Below are 24407 nucleotides of genomic sequence, written 5' to 3'. Positions count from 1 at the left end.
CCGCCACTACGACCTGTCCAACGAGCTGTTCGAGGAGTTCCTCGACCCGACGATGACCTACTCCTCCGCCGTCTTCGGCTCGCTGCCGGCCCGGCCCGAGGAGCTGCCGGCCGCCCAGACCCGCAAGATCGACCGGCTCCTCGACCTGGCCGGCGTCGGCGAGGGCACCCGGCTGCTGGAGATCGGCACCGGCTGGGGCGAACTCGCCCTGCGGGCCGCCGCCCGCGGCGCGCACGTCACCACCATCACGCTCTCCACCGAGCAGCGCGACCTCGCCCTCCGCCGGATCGCCGACGCCGGCCACGCCGACCGGGTCGACGTCCGGCTCTGCGACTACCGCGAGGTCGAGGGCGCGTACGACGCCGTGGTCAGCGTCGAGATGATCGAGGCGGTCGGCGCGGAGTTCTGGCCCGCCTACTTCGCCACCCTGCGCGACCGGCTCGCCCCCGGCGGGACGGTCGCCCTGCAAGCCATCACCATGCCGCACGAGCGGATGCTGAACACCAGCCGCACCCACACCTGGATCAGCAAGTACGTCTTCCCCGGCGGGCTCATCCCCTCCCGCGAGGCCGTCGTCCGCGAGGCCGCCCGGGCCGGCCTGAAGGTCACCGCCGACCACGGCTACGGCGAGCACTACGCCGAGACCCTGCGCCTGTGGCGCGAACGCTTCGCCGAACGCGCCGCCGAGGTGCGGCAACTGGGCTTCGACACCGTCTTCCAGCGCATGTGGGAGCTGTACCTGGCCTACTCCGAGGCGGGCTTCCGCGCCCGCTACCTGGACGTCCGCCAGATCCGGCTCGCCGCCGCCACCGTCCCCGCCCAGGCCGCGCCCCGCGACGACGCCGCCGCCGAACCCGCCGGGCGCCCCGACGCGCCGTCCGTCACCGCCCCCGCCGGGGCCGCGTCGACGGGCGGCGCCGCCCCCGCGACCGGCGGCGACCTGCCGTCCACCACCCTCCCCGCCCAGCAAGGAGCCCGCTGAGATGCCCGCCGCGATCCCCGCCGCCGACCGGCTCGCCGCCCTCCTCGGGCACTGGTTCACCGGCCCCCTGCCGGTCCGGCTGCGCGCCTGGGACGGCAGCGAGGCCGGCCCCGCCACCGCCCCGCTGGTCGTGCTCCGCTCACCCGCCGCGCTGCGCCGGCTGCTCTGGCAGCCCGGCCAACTCGGCCTCGCCGACGCCTACATCGCCGGCGACCTCGACATCGAGGGCGACCTGTCCGCCGCCCTCAGCCACGTCTGGAGGACCATGCGCAGCCAGGGCACCGCCAAGCCCGGGCCCCGCGAGCTGGCCCGGGCCGCCGTCGCCGCCGCCCGGCTCGGCGCGCTCGGCCCCCGGCCGCCCGCCCCCGGCGCGGCCCGCGCCGAGCTCTCCGGCACGCTGCACAGCGCCGCCCGCGACCGGGCCGCCATCAGCCACCACTACGACCTGTCCAACGACTTCTACGCCCTGCTCCTCGACGAGTCCATGGCCTACTCGTGCGGTTACTGGACCCGCCCCGACGACCCCGGCTACACCCTCGCCGACGCGCAGAGCGACAAACTGGAGCTGGTCTGCCGCAAGCTCGGCCTCACCGCCGGCGCGCGGCTGCTGGACGTCGGCTGCGGCTGGGGCTCGCTCACCCTGTACGCCGCCCGCGAGCACAAGGCGCAGGTCACCGCCGTCACCCTGGCCCTGGAGCAGCGCGACTTCGTCGCCGCCCGGGTCGCCGAGGAGGGCCTGGGCGACCTGGTCGAGGTGCAGCTCCGGCACTGGCGGGACGTCGAGGGCGGCGGCTACGACGCCGTCACCACCATCGAGATGGGCGAGCACGTCGGCGACGCCGAGTACCCGGACTTCGCCGCCAAGCTGCACGGACTGCTGCGCCCGCGCGGCCGGCTGCTGGTCCAGCAGATGTCCCGGGGCGCCGACGCCCCAGGCGGCGGCGCGTTCATCGAGAACTACATCGCCCCCGACATGCACATGCGCCCGGTCGGGCAGACCACCGGCATCCTGGAGGACGCCGGCCTGGAGGTCCGCTCCGTGCAGGCGCTGCGCGAGCACTACACCCGCACCATCAACGCCTGGCACGACACCCTGGAAGGACGCTGGGAGGAGTTCACCGCCCTGGTCGGCGAGCCCACCGCCCGGGTCTGGCGGCTCTACCTGGCCGGCAGCGCCCTGGCGTTCGCCGAGAACCGGATGGGCGTCGACCAGATCCTGGCCGTCCGCCCCACCCTGGAAGGAGACTCCGGCATGCCCGACACACCCGGAGCCTGGTACGCCCGCGAGGGGGCCGCCGGGGAGGGCCGGCCGTGAACGCCGGCTTCGCCTGGTCCGCCTTCGCCGCCAACCTCGGCGCGGCCGCCGCCGCCGCGCTCGCCGTGATGCTGGCGACCTTCGCCGTCGCCGTCCGGCGCGGACTGCACCGGATCGTGGACATCGCCTGGGGCGCGGCGTTCGCCGCCGTCGCCGTGGTCAGCGCCGTGCTGTCGGCCGGTCAGGGCCACGGCGCCACCCGACTGCTGGTGGCCCTGGCCACCGTGGTGTGGGGGCTGCGGCTCGCCGTGCACATCGCCCGGCGCGGCCGCGGCCACGGCGAGGACCCCCGCTACGAGAAGATGCTCGCCCGCGCCCCCGGCAGCCGCGACGCCTACGCCCTGCGCAAGGTCTACCTGCTCCAGGGCGCACTGGTGTGGCTGGTCTCCCTCCCCGTGCAGGCCGCGATGTACGTCACCGGGCCCGCGCCCGCCTGGCTGGCCGCCGGGCTGCTGGTGTGGGCCGCCGGGCTGGCCTTCGAGGCGGTCGGCGACCGGCAGTTGGCCCGCTTCAAGGCCGACCCGGCCAACCAGGGGAAGATCATGGACGTCGGTCTGTGGTCCTGGACCCGACACCCCAACTACTTCGGGGACTTCCTGGTCTGGTGGGGGCTGTTCCTGACCGCCTGCGGCGACTGGCGGTCCGCCGCCGTCAGCCTGGTCTCCCCGGTCGTGATGTCGCTGCTGCTCACCCGGGGCAGCGGCAAGCGCCTGCTGGAGAAGCACATGGCCGAACGCCCCGGCTTCCGCGAGTACGCCGCCCGCACCAGCGGCTTCTTCCCGCTGCCGCCAGGCAAGCGGCCCAGGACCGGAAGCGAGGCCGCCCGATGACCGCCCAGCAGGCCCGGACCGCCCCCGACGACGGCAGCGCCCTCGTGCTGCGGCACGCCCCCGGCGACCCGCGGGCCGCCGTGCTGCTGCTGCACGGCGGCCGCGCCGACGCGCTGTCCGCGCCCACCTGGCTCAATCTGCCCGGCCGGCGGATGCGGCCGTTCGCCGGCGCGGTGCGCCGGGGCGCCCGCCCGCACCCGCTGCTGGTCGCCGAGGTCCGCTACCGCCACCGCGGCTGGAACGGCCCGCGCGGCGACGCCGCCCGGGACGCCCGCCGCGCCCTGGCCGAGCTGCGCGACCTCGCCCGCCCGGACCTCCCGGTGGTCCTGGTCGGCCACTCCATGGGCGGCCGGGCCGCCCTGCGGGTCGCCGGCGACCCCCGGGTCACCGGTGTGGTCGCGCTCGCCCCCTGGTGCCCGCCCGGCGAACCGGTCGACCAGCTCGCCGGCCGCACCCTGCTCGTCCTGCACGACGAACGGGACCGGATGACCGAGGCCCGGCGCTCCTGGGAGTTCCTGCGCCGCGCCCGCGCCGCCGGGGCCCGGGGCGCCGGCATCGTCATGCCCCGAGGCCGGCACGCCATGCTCGCCGGGGCCCGGGACTGGCACCGCCTCGCCGCCCTCGGCGCGGCCGCCGCCCTGGGCCTCACCCCGCTGCCCGCCGCCCTCGCCGCCGCCGCCGACGCCGCGGGCGACGGCCTGGTCCCCGCCGCCGACGTGCTGCGCGCACCCGACCAGGTCGAGTGAGGCCGGCCCAGACGCCGCGCGCACCCGACCAGGGCGTGAGAGCCGCTCGACGCAGTCGCGCACTCGGTCGAGCCGAGCGCGCCCCGGCCGACGTGCTCCCCGGGACTCGGCCGGGCCCAGCGGCCCGGCCGACGGGATCCGGCCACCCGCGCGGCGGCCGCCCGTCCCGCGGCGAACCGGCCATCCGTCCCGCGGTGAACCGGCCGCCCGCGCCGGTCCCGCCTCGGGCGGCGAACACGGCCGGGCGCCCCGCCCCGTACCGCACCCCGCGGGACGGGCCGCCGGACCGGCGGCCGCCGACCCCCCGGCGGCCGCCGCCGGCCATCCCCGGCAGACGCCGAGGCCCGGCCGTACACAGAGGCGAAACCAGCCCTCTTGCCGCCGATCGCCTGCCGCCATCCGCACCAAGCGCCACACTGGAGACCGTGCTGAGGAACATCCCCGCGGAACCCCCAGGATTCGTCGGCCGGGCGGACGAATCCGCGCTCGTGGCCCGCGCGCTCGCCCACCACCGGCTCGTCACGCTCACCGGGCCCGGCGGCGTCGGCAAGTCGCGCCTCGCGCTGCGCACCGCCCACCGCAACCCGCCCGGCGCGGCGGACGGCGTGTGCTGGTCCGACCTCTGGCCGCTCCAGGACACCCGGCTGCTCACCGCGGCCGTGGCCGACGCGGTGGACCTCGCCGACCACTCCGGACGCACCCCCGAGGACACCCTGGCCGGCTGGCTGAACGGCCGCCGGCTCCTGCTGGTCCTCGACTCCTGCGAGCATCTGCTGCCCGCTGTGCGCGAACTCGTCGGCCGACTCCTCGCCGAATGCCCCGAACTGACCGTGCTGACCACCAGCCGCGAACCGCTCGCGCTGGACGGCGAGCACGTCCACGAGGTGCGCCCGCTGCCCGCCGGCTCCGACGCGCTTCGGCTCTTCGGCGACCGGGCCGCGGCGGCCGGCGCGCCCCTGGTCCTGCCCGGCGAGCGGGCCGCCGCCCGGACCCTGTGCGAACGGCTGGAGGGCCTGCCGCTCGCCCTGGAACTGGCCGCCGCCCAGTTGCGCCACCTCTCCGTCCAGCAGGCCGAACGCGACCTGGTCTCCCGCCTCGACCTGCCGCCCGCCGACGCCGCCGTCCGCCCCCTGCGCCACCGGACGCTGCGCACCACCGTCGGCTGGAGCCACGAACTGGCCGAGCCGGCCGAGCGGTTGCTGTGGGCCCGGATGTCGGTGCTGCGGGGCCCGGTGGACACCGCCACCGTCGTCCGGGTCTGCGCGGGCGGCGCGCTCCCCGCCGACCAGGTGCCCGGCGTCCTCGACGGGCTGACCGCCAAGTCCGTCGTCACCCGGGAGCCCGGCCCCGACGGCGGCCCGCGCCACCGCATGCTGGACACCATCCGCGAGTACGGGGAGATGTGGCTCGGTGAACTCGGCGAGAGCCGGACGCTCGCCGACCGCCACGCCCGCCACTTCCTGGGCCTGGTCCGGCAGGTCCAGCACGACTGGTTCGGCCCCCGGCAGCTCGACGGCTACCGCGTCGTCGAGCGCTCCTACGCCGACCTGTGCGCCGCACTCGACCACCTGCTCGTCCACCGGCCCGACGAGGCGCTGGAGATGGCCGCGGGACTCGGCTTCCACTGGGTGTGCTGCGGCCATCTGCACGACGCCGGGGCCCAGTTGGGCCGGGCCCTGCGGCACAGCCGGGACGACGCGCCCGCCCGGCCCGCCGCGCTGTGGGCCCTGGGCGTGGTCCGGGTCCTCCAGGGCGACCACGACCTGGCCGAGGACCTGGCCCAGGACTGCCGGCGCGCCGCCGCCCGCGGCACCCCCGACGACGCCCTGCGCGCCGCCTACCTCGCCGGCCTGGTCCACCTGCTGCGCGGCCGCCCGCTGGCCGCCCGCACCGAGGCCGAACACGCGCTGCGCCGCCCCGGCGGCTCCCTCGGGCCCCGGATGATGTGCCGGCTGGTCCGGGTCTTCGGACTGACCGGGCTCGGCTTCCTGGACCAGGCCCGTGCCGAGGCGCGCCGGCTGCTGGTCATCTGCGGCCGGCACGGCGAGCACTGGACCCGCTCCTACCTCGACTACCAACTCGCCCTGATCTCGCTGTTCGAGGGCCGCTCCGCCGACGCCGCCGGGCACGCCCGCGCCATGCTCGGCTCCAAGCAGCGCATCGGCGACAGCTTCGGGATAGCGCTGGGTCTCGACCTGCTGGCCGCGTCGCTCGCCGCGCACGGCGACGGACTGCGGGCCGCGCAGGTCTACGGGGCGGGGCTGACGTACTGGCGCGCCGTCGGCCACCCCCAGCGCGGCACCCCCGAGCTGGGCCCGGTGCGCGAGCGCTGCGAGCGCACCGCGCGGGAGCTGGTCGGCGACGCGGAGTACGAGCGGACGGTCGTCCGCGCCGCCAACGCCGACCCCTCCGCCCTGCTCGCCGAGGCGCTCCAGGCCGACGTCCGGTAGGCCGACGTCCGGCGGCGGGGGCCGTGGGTGGCCCCCTTCGTTACCGGCAGGTAAGGTTCGCGGCCAGCCCTGTCACCGCCGTCCCTCCGGTCCTCGCATCGTCGAAAGCCCGGACGGGGCCGCCCCGAGAGCCGAGGAACCGCGATGAAGCCGTCCACCCGCTCCGCCCTGCTGCTCGCCGGCCTGCTGGGCGGCGCCGGTGTCGCCCACTTCGCCCGGCCGGAGAACTTCGACGCCATCGTGCCGCGCGCGCTGCCCGGCGGGGCCCGAGCCTGGACCAGGGCCAGCGGGGTCGCCGAACTGGCGCTGGCCGCCGGGGTGGCCGCCCCGCGCACCCGCAGGACCGCCGCCCGGGCGACCGCGCTGTTCTTCGTCGCCGTCTTCCCCGCCCACATCCAGATGGCGTACGACTGGCGGCACCGCCCGCTCGCCGCCCAGGCGGCCGCCTACGGCCGGATGCCCCTCCAGGTGCCGCTGGTCCTGTGGGCCCGCCGGGTGGCCCGCGCCGCCGGCTGACCCACCCCGCGGCCCGCCGCCCGGGCGTGCGCCCGACGCAGGGGCGCCGGCACCCGGCGGCGGAACACGCCGGACCGTGCCTACAGTCCGAACTCCGCCGGATCGAGCCCCAGCTCGGCGCAGACCTCCCGCAGCACCTGCTCCTCCGCGGGCGCCACCCAGCCGTCCGCGCCGGCGATCACCAGACCGATCTGCACCACCGCCCGCGCCTCGGCGGGCTTCTTCGCCGCCTTGGCCGCCTCCCGCAGCACCTCGCCCCGGCCGCGCGCGAAGTCGGCGGTCAGCAGGTCGACGTTCCGCCCGAAGCGCTCGCGCAACTGCTCCGGCGGGAAGTTGCGCAGCACCTCGTCGGAGAGCACCAGCGACTCCACCTGCTGCCGCTCGGCCGGGTCGACATGGCCGTCCGCGGCCGCCACCAGCGCGCACACCGCCATGCTCGCGTCCCGGAACGCGCCGCTCTTCAGCTCCGCCTTAAGGGAGCCGAGCTGCGTCTTGAACAGCCCGATGAGCTGCGCCTTGGAAGCGCCGCCGCCCGCCCCCGTACCCGCCGGGCGGTGCGAGCTGCCGTACGCCCCCGCCGTACCGTGCGATCCGCTGCCTCTGCCCTGCTGCTGCTGGAGGTTCTTGGCCTGGTCCTTGATCCGGTCCCACATCGCCACGGGCGCGTCACCTCGGTCTTTCCGCATCGTCGTCCGTACCCGGCCGCCCCCGCTGATGGCGACGGCCGACGTCCGGGAAACGACCCCGCGCGCCGGCAGGTTCCCGGCGCCGCGAGCACGGCGCCGGTCGACACCCTGTCGCCCCGCGACCGCCAGGCTCGACGCATGGTCCATTGCCGTCGCGCGGGCCGCCCGGCGATCCTGCGGACGTGACGGCCACCCGGAACCTCCAGCTTCCCCGCCGGTCCCTGCTGCGCGCCCTGGGCGCCGGCGGCGCCGGCCTCGCACTCGCGGGCTGCGGGGTGCCGCCGGCCCGGGTGGCCCCGGCGGACCGGGGCCGGTCGGACCTGTCCCGCAGCGAGCGGCGGGTGGACTTCGCCAACTGGCCCCTGTACATCGACACCGACGACGAGGACACCTCCCGCAGGCCCACCCTGGACGCCTTCAGCCGGCGTACCGGCATCGCGGTGGAGTACCGGGAGGAGATCAACGACAACGACGAGTTCTTCGGCAAGATCAGCCCTTCGCTGATCAACCGTCAGGAGACCGGCCGGGACCTGATCGTGGTCAGCGACTGGATGGCGGCCCGCTTCGTGCGCCTGGGCTGGGTGCAGGAGATGGACCGCGCCCGCCAGCCCCATGTCGCCCGCAACCTCGACCCGCAGCTCGGCTCACCCGCCTTCGACGAGGGCCGCCGGCACACCGTGCCCTGGCAGAGCGGCATCACCGGCATCGCCTACGACCGCCGGCGGCTCGGCCGCGAGATCCGCTCCACCGCCGACCTGTGGAAGGACGACCTGCGCGGCAGGGTGACCCTGCTGTCCGGCCTGGACGAGGCGTTCGCGCTGCTGATGCAGGGCGACGGGGTGGACGTCACCCGCTGGCGCGAGGACGACTTCCACCGGATGTGCGACCGGGTGGAGCGGCTGGTGCGCGACCGGCACATCCGGCGGTTCACCGGCAACGACTACATCAAGGACCTCGACTCCGGCGACGTGCTCGCCTGCCAGGCGTACTCCGGGGACGTCATCCAGCTCCAGGCGGACAACCCGCACATCGAGTTCGTGGTGCCCGAGGAGGGCGGCGAGCTGTGGTCGGAGAGCCTGATGGTCCCCAACCAGGCCCGCCACAAGGCGAACGCCGAGGCGCTGATCGACCACTACTACCGCCCGGAGGTGGCCGCCGAACTGGCCGCCTGGGTCAACTACGTCTGCCCGGTGCCCGCCGCCCGCGACATCCTGGCCTCCTCCGGCGACGAGGAGACCGCCGCCCTGGCCGAGGACCCGCTGATCTTCCCCGACGACGCCATGCGCTCCCGCCTCGCCGTCGCCCGCGACATCACCGCCGACGAACGCGTCCCCTTCGCCCGCCGCTGGAACGCTCTCGCGGGGCTCTGACGGGCGCCTCTCCCGTCCGTTCACCGCTCGCCGCGCGCTCCCCGGCCGTACGATCACCCCTCCGCGGCCCGGCGGGACCGCCAGGGGGAGGGGAGTGCCCGTGACGTTCGAGCAGCGCCTGTGGCAGGCCGTCACCGCCGACCGGGCCGCGGCCGACCTGCGGGAGTACTACGACGGAACCACCGCGTCCGGCGCACCGCTCTTCACCGGCAGCCGGTTCGAGCACCTCGGCGGCGGCGGTGACCGGCCGGGGGCCGCGCACACCGTCACCGCCGACGACCTGATCGCCGTGCAGACCCTGTCGGTCCAGGTGCACCCCGAGGTCGCCCTGGACCTGCTGGAGGGCGACCTGGGACGACGGCTCGCCCGACTGCTCGGCGAGATCCCGACCGGTCTCGACCTGGCCGCCGCCGACGCCGCCCATGTCGACACGTCGTCACCGGCCGAGGAGGCGTGGGCCCTGCTGGAGCAGCGGAAGCACATCGGCTGGGTCACCGCCGGCAAGCTGCTCGCCCGCAAGCGGCCGCGGCTGCTGCCCGTCTACGACCAGGTGGTCCGCTGCGCCGTCGGACGCCCCGGCGGCTTCTGGCTCGCCCTGCGTGACGCCCTGCGGGCGGACGACCTGGCCCTGCACCACGCGCTGACGGCGCTGCGGCGCTCCGCGGAGCTGCCGGAGACCGTCAGCGCGCTGCGCGTGCTCGACGTCGTGCTGTGGACGGCCCACCGGCACGACCACCGCGACCGGCACTGGGACTCGGGCGGCTCACCGCTTCCCGGCGGCCTCCTTCCGCTGCGGGATCGCGTCCCCGGCCGGGGCGCTGCCGCGGCCGTAGTGGTGCGTGGTGACCATGTACAGGACGCCGGAGCCCACGACGACCGCGCCGCAGAGGAGGACGATCCAGTTCTCGTACCAGGGCACGTCCGGGGTGCGCGGCCAGCAGATGTTGACGATGGCGAAGAGGCCGTAGGCGAGGGCGGCGGCGTTGACCGCCAGGCCCCAGCGGCCGAGGGTGAACTCGCCGCCGGGCCGCCAGCCCTTGAGGCGGGCGCGCAGGGCCGCGAACACCACCATCTGGAAGGCGCCGTAGATGCCCAGGATCGCGAAGGAGACGATCTTGGTGAGGGCGTCCTCGGAGATGAGGGAGCCGAAGGCGATGAGCGCCGGGACGACGGCCGACACCAGCAGGGCGTAGCCGGGCACCGCCCGGGCGTGCGAGAAGCGGCGCAGCAGCCGGTGGCCGGCGATCATCTCGTCCCGGGCGTAGGAGTAGATCAGCCGGCCGGCCGCCGCCTGGAGACTGATGGTGCAGGACAGGAACGAGATGAGGACCACCGCCATGACGAGGCGGGCGCCCACCTCGCCGAGGGCGTCGAAGAGCAGGTTGACCACCGGGTCCGGGTCCCGCCCGTCGATGATCGCCTGGTAGTCGACCACCGACAGCAGCAGCGACAGGCAGGTGAAGGTGGCCGCCGCACCGCCGACGTAGATGGTGCGCCGCATCGCCTTGGGGATGACCTGCCCGGGGCGGTCCACCTCCTCCGCGGTGTCCCCGCACGCCTCGAAGCCGTAGTACTGGTAGAAGCCGATGATCGCGGCCGCCAGGAACACTGGCGCGTAACTGCCGCCGCCCTGGGTGTCGTAGGTGTCCACGATCACGCCGATGCCGTGGTAGCGGTGGGTGACCAGCAGGTAGACGCCCACGATGAGCGCGCCGATCAGCTCCGCCCCGAAGCCGATCACCGCCGCCCAGGACAGGACCTTCGTGCCGCAGTAGTTGATCAGCACGGCGACGATGATCAGGACGACGGTGCAGAGGACCGTGGTGTGCACGCGCGGGGTGAAGCCGAACAGGATCGCCACGTAGGGCCCAGCCCCGTACGCCACCGAGGTGATCGTCACCAGCAGCGCCCACATGTAGACCCAGCCGGTCAGCCACGCCCACCGCTTGCCCCACAGCCGGCGCGCCCACGGGTACACCCCGCCGGCGATCGGGTACTGCGCCACCACCTCGCCGAAGATCAGCGCCACCAGGAACTGCCCGAGCCCGGCCAGCAGGAACGCCCAGATCATCGGGGGCCCGCCGGTGGCCAGCGCGGTGCCGAAGAGGGTGTACGTGGAGACCACCGGGGAGAGGTAGGTGAAGCCCAGCGCGAAGTTGGCCCAGGGGCCCATCTCCTTGCGGAACTCCGACCCCGGCTCCCCGCCCCCGCCCGAGCCCGCGGCCGACGGGGCCGCCGGGGCGCTCACCGCTCACCCCGTACCGCGCCGGCGCGGCCGCGCAGCAGGTCGGCGGCGCGCTCGGCCACCAGCAGCACCGTCACCATCGGGTTGATCGTCGGCATGGTCGGGAAGACGGACGCGTCCACCACCCGCAGACCGTCCGCGCCGCGCAGCCGCAGCTCCGGGTCCACCACCGCCGCCGCGTCGTCCGCCGCGCCCATCCTGCATGTGCCCGCCGGGTGGTAGACGGTGTGCGCGGCCCTGCGCCCGTACTCCGAGAGGTCGGCGTCGGAGACCACCGATGGGCCCGGCGCGACCTCCCGGCGCAGCCACCCGCGCAGCGGATCGGCCGCCGCCACCTCCCGCGCGATCTTCAGCCCCTCGACGATCGTGCGCTCGTCGTGCCCCTCGGGGTCGGTGAAGTAGCGGAAGTCCAGGGCCGGGTGGGCCGTCGGGTCGGCGCTGGTCAGCCACATCCGGCCGACCGAGCGGGCCCGCGGCACGTTCGGCGTCATGCACACCCCGTGCTCCGGCGCCGGGTAGCCGAGCCGCTCGGTGTTGACGGTGAACGGCACCTGGTAGAAGTGGAACATCAGGTCCGGGCGGTCCGCGCCCGCCTCCCGGCGCAGGAACAGGCCCGCGTCGGAGTCCATGGCCGACTGCGGCGGCAGCGGCCCGCCGGTCTCCCAGACGATCACCGACTCGGGGTGGTCCAGCAGGTTCTCACCCACGCCCGGCAGGTCCAGCACCGGCTCGATGCCCAGCCGGCGCAGCTCGTCGGCCGGGCCGATGCCGGACAGCATCAGCAGCCGCGGGGTGTCCACCGCCCCGGCGCACAGCAGCAGTTCGCGCTCGGCCCGCAGCGCCGACTCCGTACCGTCCTTGCCGCGCACCCGCACCCGGGTCAGCGCCCCCGCGTCGTCCGCCTCCACCCGGTACGCCCAGGTCTCCAGCTTCAGCGTCAGGTTGGGGCGGTCCATCACCGGGTGCAGATAGGCCACCGACGCGGAGGAGCGCAGATTGCCCTCCGGGTGGTAGGCCAGCGAGAAGAAGCCCACACCCTCCGCGAACGGCCGGGCGTTGAAGTCCTCCACCAGCGGCACGCCCAGCGCCCGCCGGGCCGCCGTCACGAAGTCCCGCGCGATCGGGTTGCGGTCCTGCTCGGCCACCGGCGCGATCTCGTTCTTCAGCCTCGCCCGGTACGGCAGCACCGTCTCGGGACCCCAGCCCTCGCAGCCGCGCTCCACCCACTCGTCGAGGTCCTGCGGCAGCGGCAGGAAGCTGATCAGGGTGTTGTGCGACGAGCAGCCGCCCAGCACCCGCGCCCGCGAGTGCAGGATGTGCGAGTTGCCGCGCGGCTGCTCGGTGGTGGTGTAGCCGTAGTCCAGCTCGCCGCCGAGCAGGTTGATCCAGTTCCGCAGCTTCAGCACGCGCTCGTCGCCCACGTCGCTGGGCCCGCCCTCGACCACGCAGACCCGCACGTCCGGGTCCTCGGTCAGCCGGTCGGCCAGCACGCACCCGGCCGTGCCGCCGCCCACGATCACATAGTCGTACGTCTCGTCGGCCCGGTCACCGGACCCGCTCCTCTGTGCCATCGGCGCTCTCCTCGTCCGTTCCGCCGGGTCAGCCCTTGAACCAGCCGGTGACCGCCGGCCGGAGGTTCTGGTACACGTGCTGGGACTCCTGGTACTCCCGCAGCCCGGTCGGCCCCAGCTCCCGGCCCACCCCGGAGCGGCCGAAGCCGCCCCACTCGGCCTGCGGCACATACGGGTGGAAGTCGTTGATCCACACCGTGCCGTGCCGCAGCCGGTCGGCCACCCGCTGGGCGCGGCTCGCGTCGGACGTCCACACCCCGCCCGCCAGCCCGTAGCGGGTGTCGTTGGCCAGCTCGACGGCCTCCTCCTCGTCCAGGAACCGCTCCACCGTCACCACCGGCCCGAACACCTCCTCCTGCACGATCCGCATCGAGCGGTCGCAGTCGGCGAAGACGGTCGGCTCCAGGAAGAAGCCGCGGGCCAGCGCCGGATCGTCCGGCCGCTTCCCGCCGCACACCACCCGCGCGCCCTCCGCCCGGCCGATCTCCAGGTACCGCTCGACCTTCTCCCGGTGCTCGGCCGAGCTGAGCGGCCCGCTCTCGGTCTCCTCCCGCGTGCCGTCACCGAGCCGGATGCGGCCCGCCAGCTCCGCCAGCCTCTCCACGAACCGGTCGTGCAGCGAGTCCTGCACCAGCAGCCGCGACCCGGCCGAGCACACCTGCCCGGAGTGCAGGAAGGAGGCGTTCAGCGCGTTGTCCACGGCCGCGTCGAAGTCGCAGTCGGCGAAGACCACGTTGGGGTTCTTGCCGCCCAGCTCCAGCGCGATGTTCTTCACGTCCGCCGCCGCGGTCTCCATGATCCGCCGCCCGGTCGCCAGACCGCCGGTGAACGACACCAGGTCCGTCTCCGGGTGCGCGGTCATCGCCGCGCCCACCGTCGCGCCCGAACCCAGCACCAGGTTGGCCACCCCGCGCGGGGCGCCCGCCTCCTCGATCAGCCGCATCATGTGGATCGTGCTCAGCGGGGTCGTCTCGCTGGGCTTGAGCACGAAGGTGTTGCCCGCCGCCAGCGCCGGGGCCACCTTCCACGACGCCTGGAGCAGCGGGTAGTTCCACGGCGCGATCAGCGCGCACACCCCGATCGGGCGGTACACCACCCGGCTCAGCACGTCCGGCCCGACGTCCACCACCCGGCCGCCGTCCTTGCCGGCGATCTCCGCGAAGTACCGGAAGGCGTTCGACACGTCCTCCACGTCGATCCGCGCCTCGGTCAGCGTCTTGCCGGTGTCCGCCGTCTCGGTCCGGGCGATCTCCTCCCGGTCCCGCAGCAGCAGCCTGCTCACCTCCAGCAGCACGTCCGCGCGCAGCCGGCTCGGCGCCGACGCCCACTCCTCCTCCCGGAACGCCCGCCGCGCCGCCCGTACCGCCCGGTCCACGTCCTGCGCGCCCGCCTCGTCGACGGTGGTGACCACCGACCCGTCGAACGGGTTGACCACCTCCCGCCGCTCCCCGCCGGCCGCGTCCGTCCAGGCCCCGTCGATGAACAGGTCGCCCATCCCGCACCTCCGTCGTCCGCCGACGCCTCCGCCGCGCCGGACCGCTCCACATGGTCAGGCGCGGACGGCCCCGGACGGCCGGGCACACGGCCGAGGAGCCGGACCGGCGGGGAGAATGGACCCGGGTGGGTCAATCGCCCCGGGTCCGGCCCCGCCGGACCGGGCGGCGCGGTGCGGCGTACGGGGGAGGGCGCGGCGGGGCGGGGTTGCCGCCGATCACGCGGAGCACACGATGACGGTCGCTGCATCCGGTACGAGAGTGGGCACCCCGCATGGCATCCGACACCACCCCCGGCACCGCCCCTGGCGCCGCCTTCGGCCAGGCGACCGGCGCCGGCGGCCACCCGGCCCCCGGCGCCCGCTCCGGCCGGCCGGACGACGACCGGCCGCTGCTGCTGGTGATCTTCGGGGCCACCGGCGACCTGGCCCGCCGCAAGCTCTACCCGGGACTGCACCGGCTCCTCGCGGCCGGCTCGCTGCCCGGCGGACTCGCCGTGGTCGGCACCGGGCGCCACCAGCCCGACGGCGACTACGGCGACCTGGTGGCCCACGCCGTCGCCGAGTTCGGCCCCGACGAGCCCGACGAGCGGGCGCTGGCCGCCCTGCGCGAGGGCGCCGTCTTCCGCACCTCCTCCGCCGAGGACGGGACCGGGCTCGCCGAGACGGTGCGCGAGGCCCGCTCCCGGCTCGGCGGCGACTGCCGCACCCTGCTCTACCTCTCCGTGCCGCCCGGCACCATGGAGGACCTGCTGCGCATGATCGGGGACACCGGACTCGCCGAGGACGCGTCGCTCGTCCTGGAGAAGCCCTTCGGCCAGGACGCCGCCTCCGCCCGCTCGCTCAACGCCGTCCTGCACGGGGTCGTCCCCGAGGAGCGGGTCTTCCGCATCGACCACTTCCTCGGCAAGGAGGCCGTGCAGAACGTCCTGGTCCTGCGCTTCGCCAACGAGTGGCTGTCCGCCCTGTGGAGCCGCGAGCACGTCGCCTCGGTCCAGATCGACGTCCCCGAGAAGATCGGCATCGAGGGCCGGGCGTCCTTCATGGAGGCCACCGGCACCTTCCGCGACATGGTCTCCACCCACCTCAGCCAGATCCTCGGCTTCGTCGCCCTGGAACCGCCCGCCGCCCTGGACGCCGCCTCGCTGCGCGCCGCCAAACTGGCGCTGTACCGCGAGCTGCGCCCCTTCGATCCGGCCGACACCGTCTTCGGCCAGTACGACGGCTACCGGGACGAGGAGGGCGTCGCCGGCGACTCCCGCTCCGAGACCTTCGTCGCGCTGCGCGCCTTCGTCGACAACGACCGCTGGCGCGACGTGCCGTTCCTGCTGCGCACCGGGAAGGCGATGGGCTCCGGCGCCCGCACCGTCACCCTCACCCTGAAGGACTGCCGTGAGGGGCCCTTCGCCGGCCTCGGCGACGAGGACGGCGACGGCCCGCCCGCCCTGGTCCTCCAGCTGTCCGACCCGCCCTCGGTACGCCTGGAGGTGCGCGCCAAGGTGCCCGGCCGGGGCCTGGAGGTCGGCCGTGCGGCGCTGGCCCTGCGCTCCGAGGAGGCGTTCGGCGACGCCCGGCCGCTGGAGGCGTACGAACGGCTGCTCCTGGACGCGCTCAACGGCGACGCCACCCTGTTCACCGGCGCCGAGGAGGTCGAACGGCTCTGGGACGTGTGCGCCCCGGTCCTCGACGACCCGCCCGAGCCGCAGCCCTACGAGCCCGGCTCCTACGGGCCGAAGGCCGCGCTCGACCTGGCCGGACCGGACGGATGGCGGGTGCCGGAGTCGTGAGCGCCACCGGGACCGAGCCGGAGACCGGGGCGGGCACGGAGGAGGCCGTCCGCTATCTGCCGATCGCCGAGCACGGCATGATCGGCGACCTGCGCACCGCCGCGCTGGTGGGCACCGACGGGCGCATCGACTGGTTCTGCGCGCCGCGCTTCGACTCGCCGAGCGTCTTCGGCGCGCTGCTCGACGCCGAGAAGGGCGGCTGCTGGCGGATGGACCCGCTCTGCAAGGTCGCCTCCCGCCAGCAGTTCTACTTCCCCGACACCAACATCCTGGTCACCCGCATGCTCACCGACGAGGGCATGGTCGAGGTCCAGGACTTCATGCCGGTGCTGCGCGGCCACGACCCCGACCACCGCCAGCGGCTGGTCCGGCGGGTCAGCGCCGTCCGCGGCCGGATGGGCATGCGGACCGCGATCGCACCCCGGACGAACTACGGCCGTGACCCGCACCGGCTCGAACTGCGCCCGGATCGGGCTCAGTTCATCACCGACCAGCTGGTGATCACCGTGCACTCCGGCGTCCCGCTCACCGCCTGCGGCGACGACGGCGCCGACGCCGGGGCGGAGTTCCACCTCGAAGAGGGCGACAGCGTCCTGTTCGTGCTGGAGACCAGCGAACCGGGCGCGGGCTGCCCCGGTGAGGAGCTGACCCGCGAGGCCGCCGAGCAGCTCTTCCGGGCCACCGTCGCCTTCTGGCGCGACTGGCTCGGCCGCTCAAGCTACACCGGGCGCTGGCGCGAGACGGTGCACCGCTCGGCGCTCACCCTGAAGCTGCTCACCCACGAGCCGACCGGCGCGCTGGTGGCCGCGCCCACCTGCGCCCTGCCCGAGGAGCTGGGCGGCAGCCGCAACTGGGACTACCGGTACGTGTGGATCCGGGACGCCGCCTTCTCGCTGTACGCGCTGCTGCGGCTGGGCTTCACCGAGGAGGCCGGCGCGTTCGTCGGCTGGCTGGCCCGCTGCCTGCGGCAGGGTGCTGAGCGCGGGACGGGGCCGCTGCGGGTGATGTACTCCATCGACGGCCACGCCGACCTCCCCGAGGAGGAGCTGGACCACTGGGAGGGCTACTGCGGCTCCTCGCCGGTGCGGATCGGCAACCGGGCCGCCGACCAGCTCCAGCTCGACGTCTACGGCGAACTGGTCGACTCCATCTACCTGTTCAACAAGTACGGCGACGGCATCTCCTGGGACACCTGGTCGGACCTGGTGGGGGTGGTCGACTGGCTGCTGGAGCACTGGGACACCGCCGACGAGTCGATCTGGGAGACCCGCGCGGGCCGGCAGCGGCACACCTACTCGCGGGTGATGTGCTGGGTGGCGGTGGAGCGCATGGTGCGGATGGCCCGCCAGCGCGGGCTGCCGGCCGACCTGGCCCGGTGGATGTCGGTGCGCGACGCCATCTACCGGCAGGTGATGGAGCAGGGCTGGCACGAGCAACTGGGCAGCTTCGTCCAGCGCCTGGGCTCCGACGGCGAGCCGCCGGCCGAGATCCTGGACGCCTCGCTGCTGGTGATGCCGATGGTGAAGTTCCTCTCCCCGCAGGACGAGCGGTTCCACTCGACGCTGAAGGCCATCCGGGCCGGGCTGGTCGCCGACTCGCTGGTCTTCCGCTACAACGCCAAGGTGTCCGCCGACGGGCTGGACGGCACCGAGGGGACCTTCTCCATCTGCTCGTTCTGGTGGGTGGAGGCGCTGACCCGCACCGGGCAGGTGGAGGAGGCCCGGCTGGCGCTGGAGAAGATGTTCACCTTCGCCAACCACGTCGGCCAGTACGCCGAGCAGATCGGCGTCACCGGCGAGCAACTGGGCAACTTCCCGCAGGCGTTCACCCACCTCGCGCTGATCAGCGCGGCCGTCAACCTGGACCGGGCGATGGGCTGACCGCCCGGCCCGCCGACCGGCCGGTCAGGCGGCGCGCCAGTAACCGAGGGCGTGCAGGCGGTCCTTCGGCACGCCCAGCTCCTTGCGGGCGAAACCGGCCAGGGCGCGGGTGGTGGCGGTGTCGCAGGCGATCCAGAGGTAGGCGCCCTCGTCCCACTGGCCGGGCAGCGCCTCGCGGACCGTCTCCACCAGCCCGCCGCCGCCGTCCCGGCGCGGTATCCGGATCACCTCGCGGGGGGCGGCCCCGCCCCGCGGCGGGTGGTCGTCGTCTGCGGTGTGCGTGGTCTCGTACCAGACCGTGGCCGGGACGCCGGGCAGTGCGGCGAGCAGGGAGTCGATGGCCGGACGGGAGGCCGGGTCGCCGACCACCAGGAGCCGCGAGGGCAGCGGGGCGGGCACGGTGAACGCCGAGCCCTGCACGGTGGCCTCGATGGTGTCGCCGGGCCCGGCGGTGCGGGCCCAGTCGCTGGCCGCCCCCGCGTGCAGGATGAAGTCCATGGTGAAGGTCCCGGCGTCCGGGTCCGGGTCGACCAGGGTGTAGGCGCGCTGGTGGGGCTTGGCCCCGCCGGGGAACCACAGCCGCACCCACATGGTCGGGTGGACGCCGGTGGCCGCCAGCATGCCGCCGTCGGTGAACGACAGCCGGTGCAGCCGCTCGGACACCCGGTCCACCGACGTCACGGTGAAGGTGAAGTCCTTGCCGCGCATCAACTTCAGGACGGTGCCCTGCCAGCCGTGTCCCATGGTGTCGCTCCCCGTAGTCCGTGTGAGTTAGGGGAGCCTAACCTACGCCCGTCTCGCCGCATGGCGGACGGGGGTACGGGTGTTCGGGATTGCCCTAGGGTGACGCGGTGATCGGAAAGAGACTTCTCACCGCCCTCCTCGTCGGAGGCCTCCTCCTGGCCGGCGCACCGGCCGCCTCGGCCGAGCCCGAGACCTACGTGACCACCGGCCCGGTCTTCAACAGACCCGGCGGGACCACCGCCGAACAGGGCGCGATCCTCAGCCACCTCGGCCGCCTCGTCAACGGCGCGCCGAGCGGTTCGACCATCCGCGTCTCGCTGTACGCGTTCGGCTCGGACTGGCTCGCGCAGCAGCTCGCCGCCGCGCACCGCAGGAACGTCAGCGTGCAGGTCCTCGTGGACGACCACACCGTCACCGCCGCCTGGATGGGCGGAGCCGGGCAGAAGGTCCGCACCACCCTCCAGAGCGCCTTCGCGGAGACCCCGCCGGCCGACCGGACCTACGGGACCTCGTGGTTCCGGGTGTGCGCCGCCGGCCGCTCCTGCCTGGCGAAGGCCGCCGGCGGGGTGAACCACAACAAGTTCCTCCTCTTCACCCGGACCACCGGCAGCGGCTCGCCCACCAAGGGCGTCATGGTCGACGACGTCGTCGTGCAGTCCTCCGGCAACCTCACCACCTGGGACCGCGCGGAAGGCTGGAACGACGCGATGACCGTCACCGGCAACGCCGCCCTGCACACCGGCTACCTCCGCTACTTCGACCTGATGGCCGCCTCGCAGGCCGAGCCGGACGGCTCGCTGCGCACCGCCGACCTCGCCGTCGACGTGGAGGCCGGACCGGCCAAGGGCTACTTCTTCCCCCGCTCCTCCACGGACGTGGCGGAGAACATCCTCAGCATGGTGCAGACCCCGGTGAAGAACCCGGACGGCGCCCCGGCCGACGTGTGCCACGGCAACACCCCCGGCCACGGCACCGCCGACGGGCGTACCGTGATCCGCATCGCCAACGGCCACATCTCCCGGCCCGCCGTGGCCCACAAGCTCTGGGAACTGGCCGACGCCGGCTGCTACGTCGACGTCGTCTACGGCAAGCTCGCCGACTACGAGGCGCCCGGCACGCACCGCGAGACCGCCTACTGGCTCACCCGGACCACCGCCAAGGGCCGGATCTCCCTGCACCGCCTGGCCAACGACGGTCTCACCGACCCGGCCGCCCCCGCGGCCGTCGGCACCACCAGCCACACCAAGTACCTGCTGATCGAGGGCTCGTACAAGGGGGTCAAGGACCAGAAGCTGGTCTTCACCGGCAGCCACACGTACACCGGGATGGCGCTCACCGCCAACGACGAGGCGCTGCTGAAGTACGACAGCCCGCAGGTGCACGACGCCTACCTGGCGAACTTCCGCGACCAGCGCGCCGCCGCCCTCGCGGAGTCCCAGTACGGCGGAGCGCCGTGACCTGAGCGGCCCCGCGCGCGGTACGGTGGGGGCGCGGCCGGCCTCCCGCACGGCGGCCCCGACACCCCGCGACGAGCCGTCGACCCCTCGCCCGAAGCCCTGAGCCTGGAGCCCTGCCGTGTCCGAATCCCTGGAACCGATCGTCGTCCTGCTGGTGGAGGACGACCCGGGCGACGAGCTGATGACCCGCGAGGCGTTCGAGGACAACAAGATCCGCAACGACCTGCACGTGGTCCGCGACGGCCAGGAGGCGCTGGACTTCCTCTTCCGCCGCGGCGCGCACGCCGGCGCGCCGCGCCCGGACCTGATCCTGCTCGACCTCAACCTGCCCAAGTACGACGGCCGGCAGGTGCTGGAGCAGATCAAGTCCGACGACGAGCTGGCGCTGATCCCGGTGGTCGTGCTCACCACCTCCTCCGCCGAGGAGGACATCCTGCGCAGCTACGAGCTGCACGCCAACGCCTACGTCACCAAGCCGGTCGACCTGAACCAGTTCGTCGAGGCGGTCCGGCAGATCGACGACTTCTTCGTCAGCGTGGTGCGGCTGCCCCGCCGACGCTACTGACGCGAGCGGGGGGTGCGGCCCGCGCCGCACCCCCCGCTCGCCTCACCGGGCCGGACCGGTCACGGGGCCCAGGGGGCGGCGACCGCCCCGGTGGTGTCCTCGGTGAGACGCGAGGCGGTGTCGTACGCCGTCGCCCCGCCGGGGGTGGCCAGCCAGAGCTGCGCGTCGTAGTGGCGCAGGAACTGGTCGGGGAAGTCGTGCGAGCGGCCGGGTGAACGGGCGGGACCCGAGGACGTTACAACGATGTAAGAGCACCTTGTGAGGTCCCGGCCGCTACCGCGCGGAGGCAGTCGGCCCGAGGCGGCCGTCAGCCCCGTGCGGCGCGGCCCCGGGTGCTTTCGCGTTCGATCAGGGTGAGGCCGGCCGTCTGGCGGCGGGCGGGGCGGTCCGCGCCGTCCAGGCGGTCCAGGACGGACGCCACCGCCATCCTGGCGATGGCGGCCTTGTCGGGCGAGACCGAGGTCAGCGTCACCGCCCCGTAGCGGCCCTCCACCACATCGTCGAAGCCGGCCACCGCCACGTCCTCGGGGACCCGCAGCCCCCGCTCGGACAGCACCCGCATCGCGCCGATCGCGATCAGGTCGTTGGAGGCGAACACCGCGTCCGGCCGCCGCCCCGCGTCCAGCAGCCTCGCCATGGCCCGGGCCCCGTCCTCGTGGCCCCACCCGTCGGTCGCCGCCACCAGGCCCTCCCCGGCGTCCAGCCCGGCCGCCGCCAGTTCCTCGCGCCAGCCGCGCACCCGCAGCTCGGCCGGCCGGTTGCGGCGCGGCTGGGCCCCCAGGAACGCCACCTCCCGGCGGCCCAGGTCCAGCAGATGGCGCACCGCGGCGCGGGCGGCCGCCACGTTGTCGATGGCGATGTGGTCGTACGGCAGGTCGTAGTGGCGCTCGCCGAGCAGCACCAGCGGCACCTGCTCGGTGCGCCCGCTCAGGTCCTCATCCGCCAGCTCCAGCGGGCTGAGGATCAGGCCGTCGATGACCAGGGCCCGGAAGCCCTGACTGACCAGCATCTCCTGCTCGCGCCGGCCGCCGGTGTGGTCCAGCAGCACGATGTAGTCGTGCCCGGCCGCCGCGTCGATCACCGCGGACGCCAGCTCGGCGAAGTAAGGGTTGCCCAGCTCTGGCAACGCCAACGCGATGATCCCGGTCCGGCCGTTGCGCAGATGGCGGGCCGTCACGTTCGGCCGGTAGCCCAGCTCGTCGATGGCCTGCTGCACCCGGGCCCGCATCGCCGGTGTCACATGCTGGTAGTCGTTGACCACGTTGGACACGGTCTTGATGGACACGCCCGCGCGCAGCGCGACGTCCTTGAGGCTGACCCGCACGGCGTTCCCTCCGGTCGACTGCCCCGGCTCCCGGGCGTGCAACGTTGTACGTTTCCGCCCGGAACACCGCAAGGGAGGGGCGACCCGGCCGGCCGCCCCCGCCCCCGCCGCCGTCAGGCGGTGAGCTGCTGCGGCGGCTGGTCCTGGCCGTCGAAGGTGAGGAAGACCGAGGTGTACCCGTGGTGCACGTCCGGGTTCGGGAAACTGGTCACCTGCCAGGGCGCGTCGACCACGCCCGGCCCGCACGGCAGCGAGCCGGAGCCGGCCGGCATGGCCAGGGGCATGATCTGGAACGCGCTGAAGGTCACGCCCACGCTGGTGCCGGCCGGTTCGGTGCACGTGTACACGCCGCCCACGGTCAGCGTCCCGCTGTGGATCGGCGGGTCGGCCGGCCAGGCGTCGGCCCACTGGAGCTGGACGGCCTTGACGCCCCGCGCCGCCGAGGGCGCGGCCACGGCGGCCGGTGCGGCCAGCGCCGTGCCCGCCGCCGTGGTCAGGAACGCGAGGAGCACGGCGGCCGCGCGGCGGCGGGTGACGGACGGGTACGGCGACGACATGACGGCTCCCGGGATCGGCGGTGCGCGGGGGCGGACAGCGGCACCGGTCCGCCCCGAGGGGGCGCCACCGGCCGCCGACCCGCGGGCCGGCCCCTCGAGGCTGTCCGCCGTGCAAGAGCGGGCACCACAGGCTGTCCGCCCGCACGCTCCTCGCGGCAGTCGCACACGGCAGCGCGCGGACGCAACGCACGGGGCGCACGGCGTCACGGGGCGCACGGCGTCCGTCCGGGTCCGGGACCGGCCGTCACCAGGCGGCACGGCGGCCGTCGGTGTACGGGTGGCGCAGCCGCCGCACCAGGTCCCGGCGCAGCTCGCGGTCCTCCTCGCGCTCCACCGCCATGTCGAGCTGCACGGTGTCCACCCCGGCCGCCCGCAGCACCCCGATCCGGTCGGCGACCGCCGCCGGGGAGCCGACGAACGCGGCGGCCAGCGAACGGCGGACGTACGCCTCGGTCCGCGCCCGCCCCGCCGCCGGCTCGGCGCGGCCCCGCTCGCGATCCCGGTCCAGCTGCACCGCGCCGTTGAACCGGCCCTGGTCCGGCCCCGCGGTCAGCCGCAGCGCCTCCCGGCCCAGCACCCGCGCCCGGGTGCGCGCGGCCTCGTCGTCCCGGCCCAGCACCACGGTGAGGTGCCGCCAGATCCGCAGGGTGCGGCCGTGCCGGGCGGCCGCCGCCCGCGCCTCGGCGATCCGCCGCCGGGTGGCCGGCACCGGCAGCGCCGGCACCGCGTACACCTCGGCGTACCGCGCGGCCAGTTCCAGCCCCTCGGGGGACGAGCCGCCGAAGCTCAGCAGCTCGCCGCGCGGTGCGGGCGCCAGCCCGCACCAGGCGTCCCGCACCGTGTAGAACTCCCCGTCGTGGTCGAAGGGTTCACGGGCCGCGAGGGTCCGGGTGAAGACCGAGAGGTACTCGTCCGCGCGCCGGTAGCGGTCGGCCTTGCCGAGCACGTCCCCGTCCCGCAGCACGTCGGCGTCGCTGGACCCGACGATCACATGGGCGGCCGCCCGGCCACCGGACAGCCGGTCCAGGGTGGCCAGCGCCCGGGCGGCGGCGGTCGGCGCCGTCGTACCCGCCCGGTGGGCGACCGCGACGCGCAGCCTGCTGGTGGCGGCCAGCGCCCAGGCGGCCACCAACCAGGGGTCCGGCCAGGAGCTGGACTGCGTCACCAGCGCGCTGTCCAGCCCGTCCTCCTCGTTCTCCCGGGCCGTGCGCGCCACGTACTCCGGGTCGGCGGCGCGCTCCCGCGGGTCGGGGGCGAACCGCAGCGCGCTGCGCTGCTCGGGGGTGTCCCCGGCGACCGGCGCCGCCCGCACCCCGCCCCGTACGTCCAGTTCCACCGCGTCCCCCTGCGCTCAGCCGCCGGCCGGCCCCAGCCGGGCCAGGGTGTCCAGCACCCGGGCCCGGCTGACGAACACCTCGGGCGGCAGCGACACGTACAACTGGATCGTGGTCACCCCGGGCCGGTGGTAGCGCAGGATGCGCTCCCGGCACTCCTCCGGGGAGCCGCTGACGAACAGCCCGTCGACCACCTCGTCCGGCAGCGCCTTGCGCGCCCCCTCCGGGTCGCCGTCCGCCCACCGCTCGTGGCACTCCCGCAGCAGCTCGCCGTGGCCCAGCCACTCGTGGAACTTCCGGTACGGCTCCCGGTTGAGGATCCAGGCCAGGAAGGGCCGGCTGGCCCGGTGGGCGTAGTCGGTGTCCTCGGTGGGGCACACGAACACCTTCACCACCAGCTCCTTGCCGGGCGGCTGCGGCCCCACCGCGTCCAGCACCTTGGGCACGTCCTCGGGGAAGAGGAGGTTGGTGATCGCCCCGTCCCCCTCGGTGAAGCCCAGCTTCAGCATTCCCGGCCGCAGCGCCCGGCAAGGAGCTGGTGGTGAAGGTGTTCGTG

20 protein-coding genes and 1 pseudogene are annotated in these 24407 nt (G+C 74.8%); 12 read left to right on the top strand and 9 right to left on the bottom strand.

Annotated elements, in window-relative coordinates; genetic code table 11:
- The 6 genes from C6N75_RS01080 to C6N75_RS01055 all read left to right on the top strand — a co-directional run.
- The coding region (locus C6N75_RS01080) for an SAM-dependent methyltransferase (RefSeq protein ID WP_146132452.1) at window positions 1–982 on the top strand (982 nt) is incomplete at its 5' end.
- Between the two features lies 1 nt (window position 983).
- Window positions 984–2297 (top strand): SAM-dependent methyltransferase, encoded by a 1314-nt coding sequence (locus tag C6N75_RS01075; protein WP_105866927.1) that lies wholly within the window; start codon window positions 984–986, stop codon window positions 2295–2297.
- Window positions 2294–3127, top strand: coding sequence for a DUF1295 domain-containing protein (locus tag C6N75_RS01070; RefSeq protein WP_256106993.1), 834 nt, complete (start codon window positions 2294–2296; stop codon window positions 3125–3127). The genes C6N75_RS01075 and C6N75_RS01070 overlap by 4 nt, the downstream gene beginning before the upstream one ends.
- Window positions 3124–3873 (top strand): alpha/beta hydrolase, encoded by a 750-nt coding sequence (locus tag C6N75_RS01065; protein WP_258177158.1) that lies wholly within the window; start codon window positions 3124–3126, stop codon window positions 3871–3873. The genes C6N75_RS01070 and C6N75_RS01065 overlap by 4 nt, the downstream gene beginning before the upstream one ends.
- Window positions 3874–4298: 425 nt before the next feature.
- Window positions 4299–6323, top strand: a complete 2025-nt coding sequence (locus C6N75_RS01060; protein WP_105866926.1) for an ATP-binding protein — start codon at window positions 4299–4301, stop codon at window positions 6321–6323.
- A gap of 144 nt (window positions 6324–6467) precedes the next feature.
- A complete protein-coding gene (locus C6N75_RS01055) occupies window positions 6468–6839 on the top strand; it encodes a DoxX family protein (RefSeq protein ID WP_105866925.1) in 372 nt (123 codons plus the stop codon).
- Window positions 6840–6919: 80 nt separating this feature from the next.
- On the opposite strand, the gene C6N75_RS01050 is transcribed toward C6N75_RS01055, so the two are convergent.
- A complete protein-coding gene (locus C6N75_RS01050) occupies window positions 6920–7498 on the bottom strand; it encodes a tellurite resistance TerB family protein (protein WP_105866924.1) in 579 nt (192 codons plus the stop codon).
- A 209-nt stretch (window positions 7499–7707) separates the two neighbouring features.
- On the opposite strand from C6N75_RS01050, the gene C6N75_RS01045 reads away from it, so the two are divergent.
- The gene (locus tag C6N75_RS01045; protein WP_105866923.1) at window positions 7708–8895 is read left to right on the top strand and encodes a polyamine ABC transporter substrate-binding protein; all 1188 of its coding nucleotides are present in this window, start codon (window positions 7708–7710) and stop codon (window positions 8893–8895) included.
- A gap of 94 nt (window positions 8896–8989) precedes the next feature.
- Window positions 8990–9607: pseudogene (locus C6N75_RS31050) on the top strand (DUF6308 family protein); the annotation flags it as partial.
- A gap of 51 nt (window positions 9608–9658) precedes the next feature.
- On the opposite strand, the gene C6N75_RS01035 reads toward C6N75_RS31050, so the two are convergent.
- The 3 genes from C6N75_RS01035 to C6N75_RS01025 are packed head-to-tail and all read right to left on the bottom strand — an operon-like array spanning window position 9659 to window position 14206.
- Window positions 9659–11143, bottom strand: coding sequence for an APC family permease (locus C6N75_RS01035; RefSeq protein ID WP_256106985.1), 1485 nt, complete (start codon window positions 11141–11143; stop codon window positions 9659–9661).
- Window positions 11140–12711 carry a GMC family oxidoreductase gene (locus tag C6N75_RS01030; RefSeq protein WP_105866922.1) on the bottom strand — a complete coding sequence of 524 codons (1572 nt, stop codon included), beginning with the start codon at window positions 12709–12711 and terminating at the stop codon, window positions 11140–11142. Before C6N75_RS01030 ends, C6N75_RS01035 begins: the two co-directional genes overlap by 4 nt.
- 28 nt (window positions 12712–12739) lie before the next feature.
- A complete protein-coding gene (locus C6N75_RS01025) occupies window positions 12740–14206 on the bottom strand; it encodes an aldehyde dehydrogenase family protein (RefSeq protein ID WP_105866921.1) in 1467 nt (488 codons plus the stop codon).
- 272 nt (window positions 14207–14478) lie between these two features.
- Between C6N75_RS01025 and C6N75_RS01020 the strand changes: the two genes are divergently transcribed.
- Window positions 14479–15990, top strand: a complete 1512-nt coding sequence (locus tag C6N75_RS01020) for a glucose-6-phosphate dehydrogenase (RefSeq protein WP_105866920.1) — start codon at window positions 14479–14481, stop codon at window positions 15988–15990.
- A complete protein-coding gene (locus C6N75_RS01015; protein WP_105866919.1) occupies window positions 15969–17870 on the top strand; it encodes a glycoside hydrolase family 15 protein in 1902 nt (633 codons plus the stop codon). Before C6N75_RS01020 ends, C6N75_RS01015 begins: the two co-directional genes overlap by 22 nt.
- Window positions 17871–17894: 24 nt before the next feature.
- Here the strand turns inward: C6N75_RS01015 and C6N75_RS01010 are convergent, their stop codons facing one another.
- Entirely contained in the window at window positions 17895–18614 is a 720-nt protein-coding gene (locus C6N75_RS01010) for a siderophore-interacting protein (protein ID WP_105866918.1), read from the bottom strand.
- A 107-nt stretch (window positions 18615–18721) separates the two neighbouring features.
- Here C6N75_RS01010 and C6N75_RS01005 point away from each other — a divergent pair, with 107 nt between their 5' ends.
- On the top strand, window positions 18722–20071 hold the full coding sequence (locus C6N75_RS01005) for a phospholipase D-like domain-containing protein (RefSeq protein WP_105866917.1): 1350 nt from the start codon (window positions 18722–18724) through the stop codon (window positions 20069–20071).
- 118 nt (window positions 20072–20189) lie between these two features.
- Window positions 20190–20636, top strand: a complete 447-nt coding sequence (locus C6N75_RS01000) for a response regulator (RefSeq protein ID WP_105866916.1) — start codon at window positions 20190–20192, stop codon at window positions 20634–20636.
- A gap of 307 nt (window positions 20637–20943) precedes the next feature.
- On the opposite strand, the gene C6N75_RS00995 is transcribed toward C6N75_RS01000, so the two are convergent.
- From C6N75_RS00995 to C6N75_RS00980, 4 genes are all read right to left on the bottom strand, one after another.
- Window positions 20944–21960 (bottom strand): LacI family DNA-binding transcriptional regulator, encoded by a 1017-nt coding sequence (locus C6N75_RS00995; protein WP_105866915.1) that lies wholly within the window; start codon window positions 21958–21960, stop codon window positions 20944–20946.
- 113 nt (window positions 21961–22073) lie between these two features.
- On the bottom strand, window positions 22074–22517 hold the full coding sequence (locus tag C6N75_RS00990; protein WP_258177156.1) for a hypothetical protein: 444 nt from the start codon (window positions 22515–22517) through the stop codon (window positions 22074–22076).
- 244 nt (window positions 22518–22761) lie between these two features.
- The gene (locus C6N75_RS00985; protein WP_105866914.1) at window positions 22762–23853 is read right to left on the bottom strand and encodes an LLM class flavin-dependent oxidoreductase; all 1092 of its coding nucleotides are present in this window, start codon (window positions 23851–23853) and stop codon (window positions 22762–22764) included.
- A 15-nt stretch (window positions 23854–23868) separates the two neighbouring features.
- Window positions 23869–24407, bottom strand: a 539-nt coding sequence (locus C6N75_RS00980; protein ID WP_146132451.1) for an LLM class flavin-dependent oxidoreductase, incomplete at its 5' end; no start/stop codon positions are given.

Source organism: Streptomyces solincola, from assembly GCF_002982015.1.
GTDB lineage: Bacteria > Actinomycetota > Actinomycetes > Streptomycetales > Streptomycetaceae > Streptomyces > Streptomyces solincola.
The sequence above is the reverse complement of the archived record's forward strand: the minus strand, read 5'-3'. Positions and strand labels throughout refer to the sequence as shown.

What these genes read in the sequence shown, in the direction of transcription:
- C6N75_RS01075 (WP_105866927.1), top strand. Translation starts at nt 984, where the DNA reads ATGCCCGCCGCGATCCCCGCCGCCGACCGGCTCGCCGCCCTCCTCGGG.
- C6N75_RS01065 (WP_258177158.1), top strand. Translation starts at nt 3,124, where the DNA reads ATGACCGCCCAGCAGGCCCGGACCGCCCCCGACGACGGCAGCGCCCTC.
- C6N75_RS01055 (WP_105866925.1), top strand. Translation starts at nt 6,468, where the DNA reads ATGAAGCCGTCCACCCGCTCCGCCCTGCTGCTCGCCGGCCTGCTGGGC.
- C6N75_RS01030 (WP_105866922.1), bottom strand. Translation starts at nt 12,711, where the DNA reads ATGGCACAGAGGAGCGGGTCCGGTGACCGGGCCGACGAGACGTACGAC.
- C6N75_RS01025 (WP_105866921.1), bottom strand. Translation starts at nt 14,206, where the DNA reads ATGGGCGACCTGTTCATCGACGGGGCCTGGACGGACGCGGCCGGCGGG.
- C6N75_RS01020 (WP_105866920.1), top strand. Translation starts at nt 14,479, where the DNA reads ATGGCATCCGACACCACCCCCGGCACCGCCCCTGGCGCCGCCTTCGGC.
- C6N75_RS01015 (WP_105866919.1), top strand. Translation starts at nt 15,969, where the DNA reads ATGGCGGGTGCCGGAGTCGTGAGCGCCACCGGGACCGAGCCGGAGACC.
- C6N75_RS01010 (WP_105866918.1), bottom strand. Translation starts at nt 18,614, where the DNA reads ATGGGACACGGCTGGCAGGGCACCGTCCTGAAGTTGATGCGCGGCAAG.
- C6N75_RS00990 (WP_258177156.1), bottom strand. Translation starts at nt 22,517, where the DNA reads ATGTCGTCGCCGTACCCGTCCGTCACCCGCCGCCGCGCGGCCGCCGTG.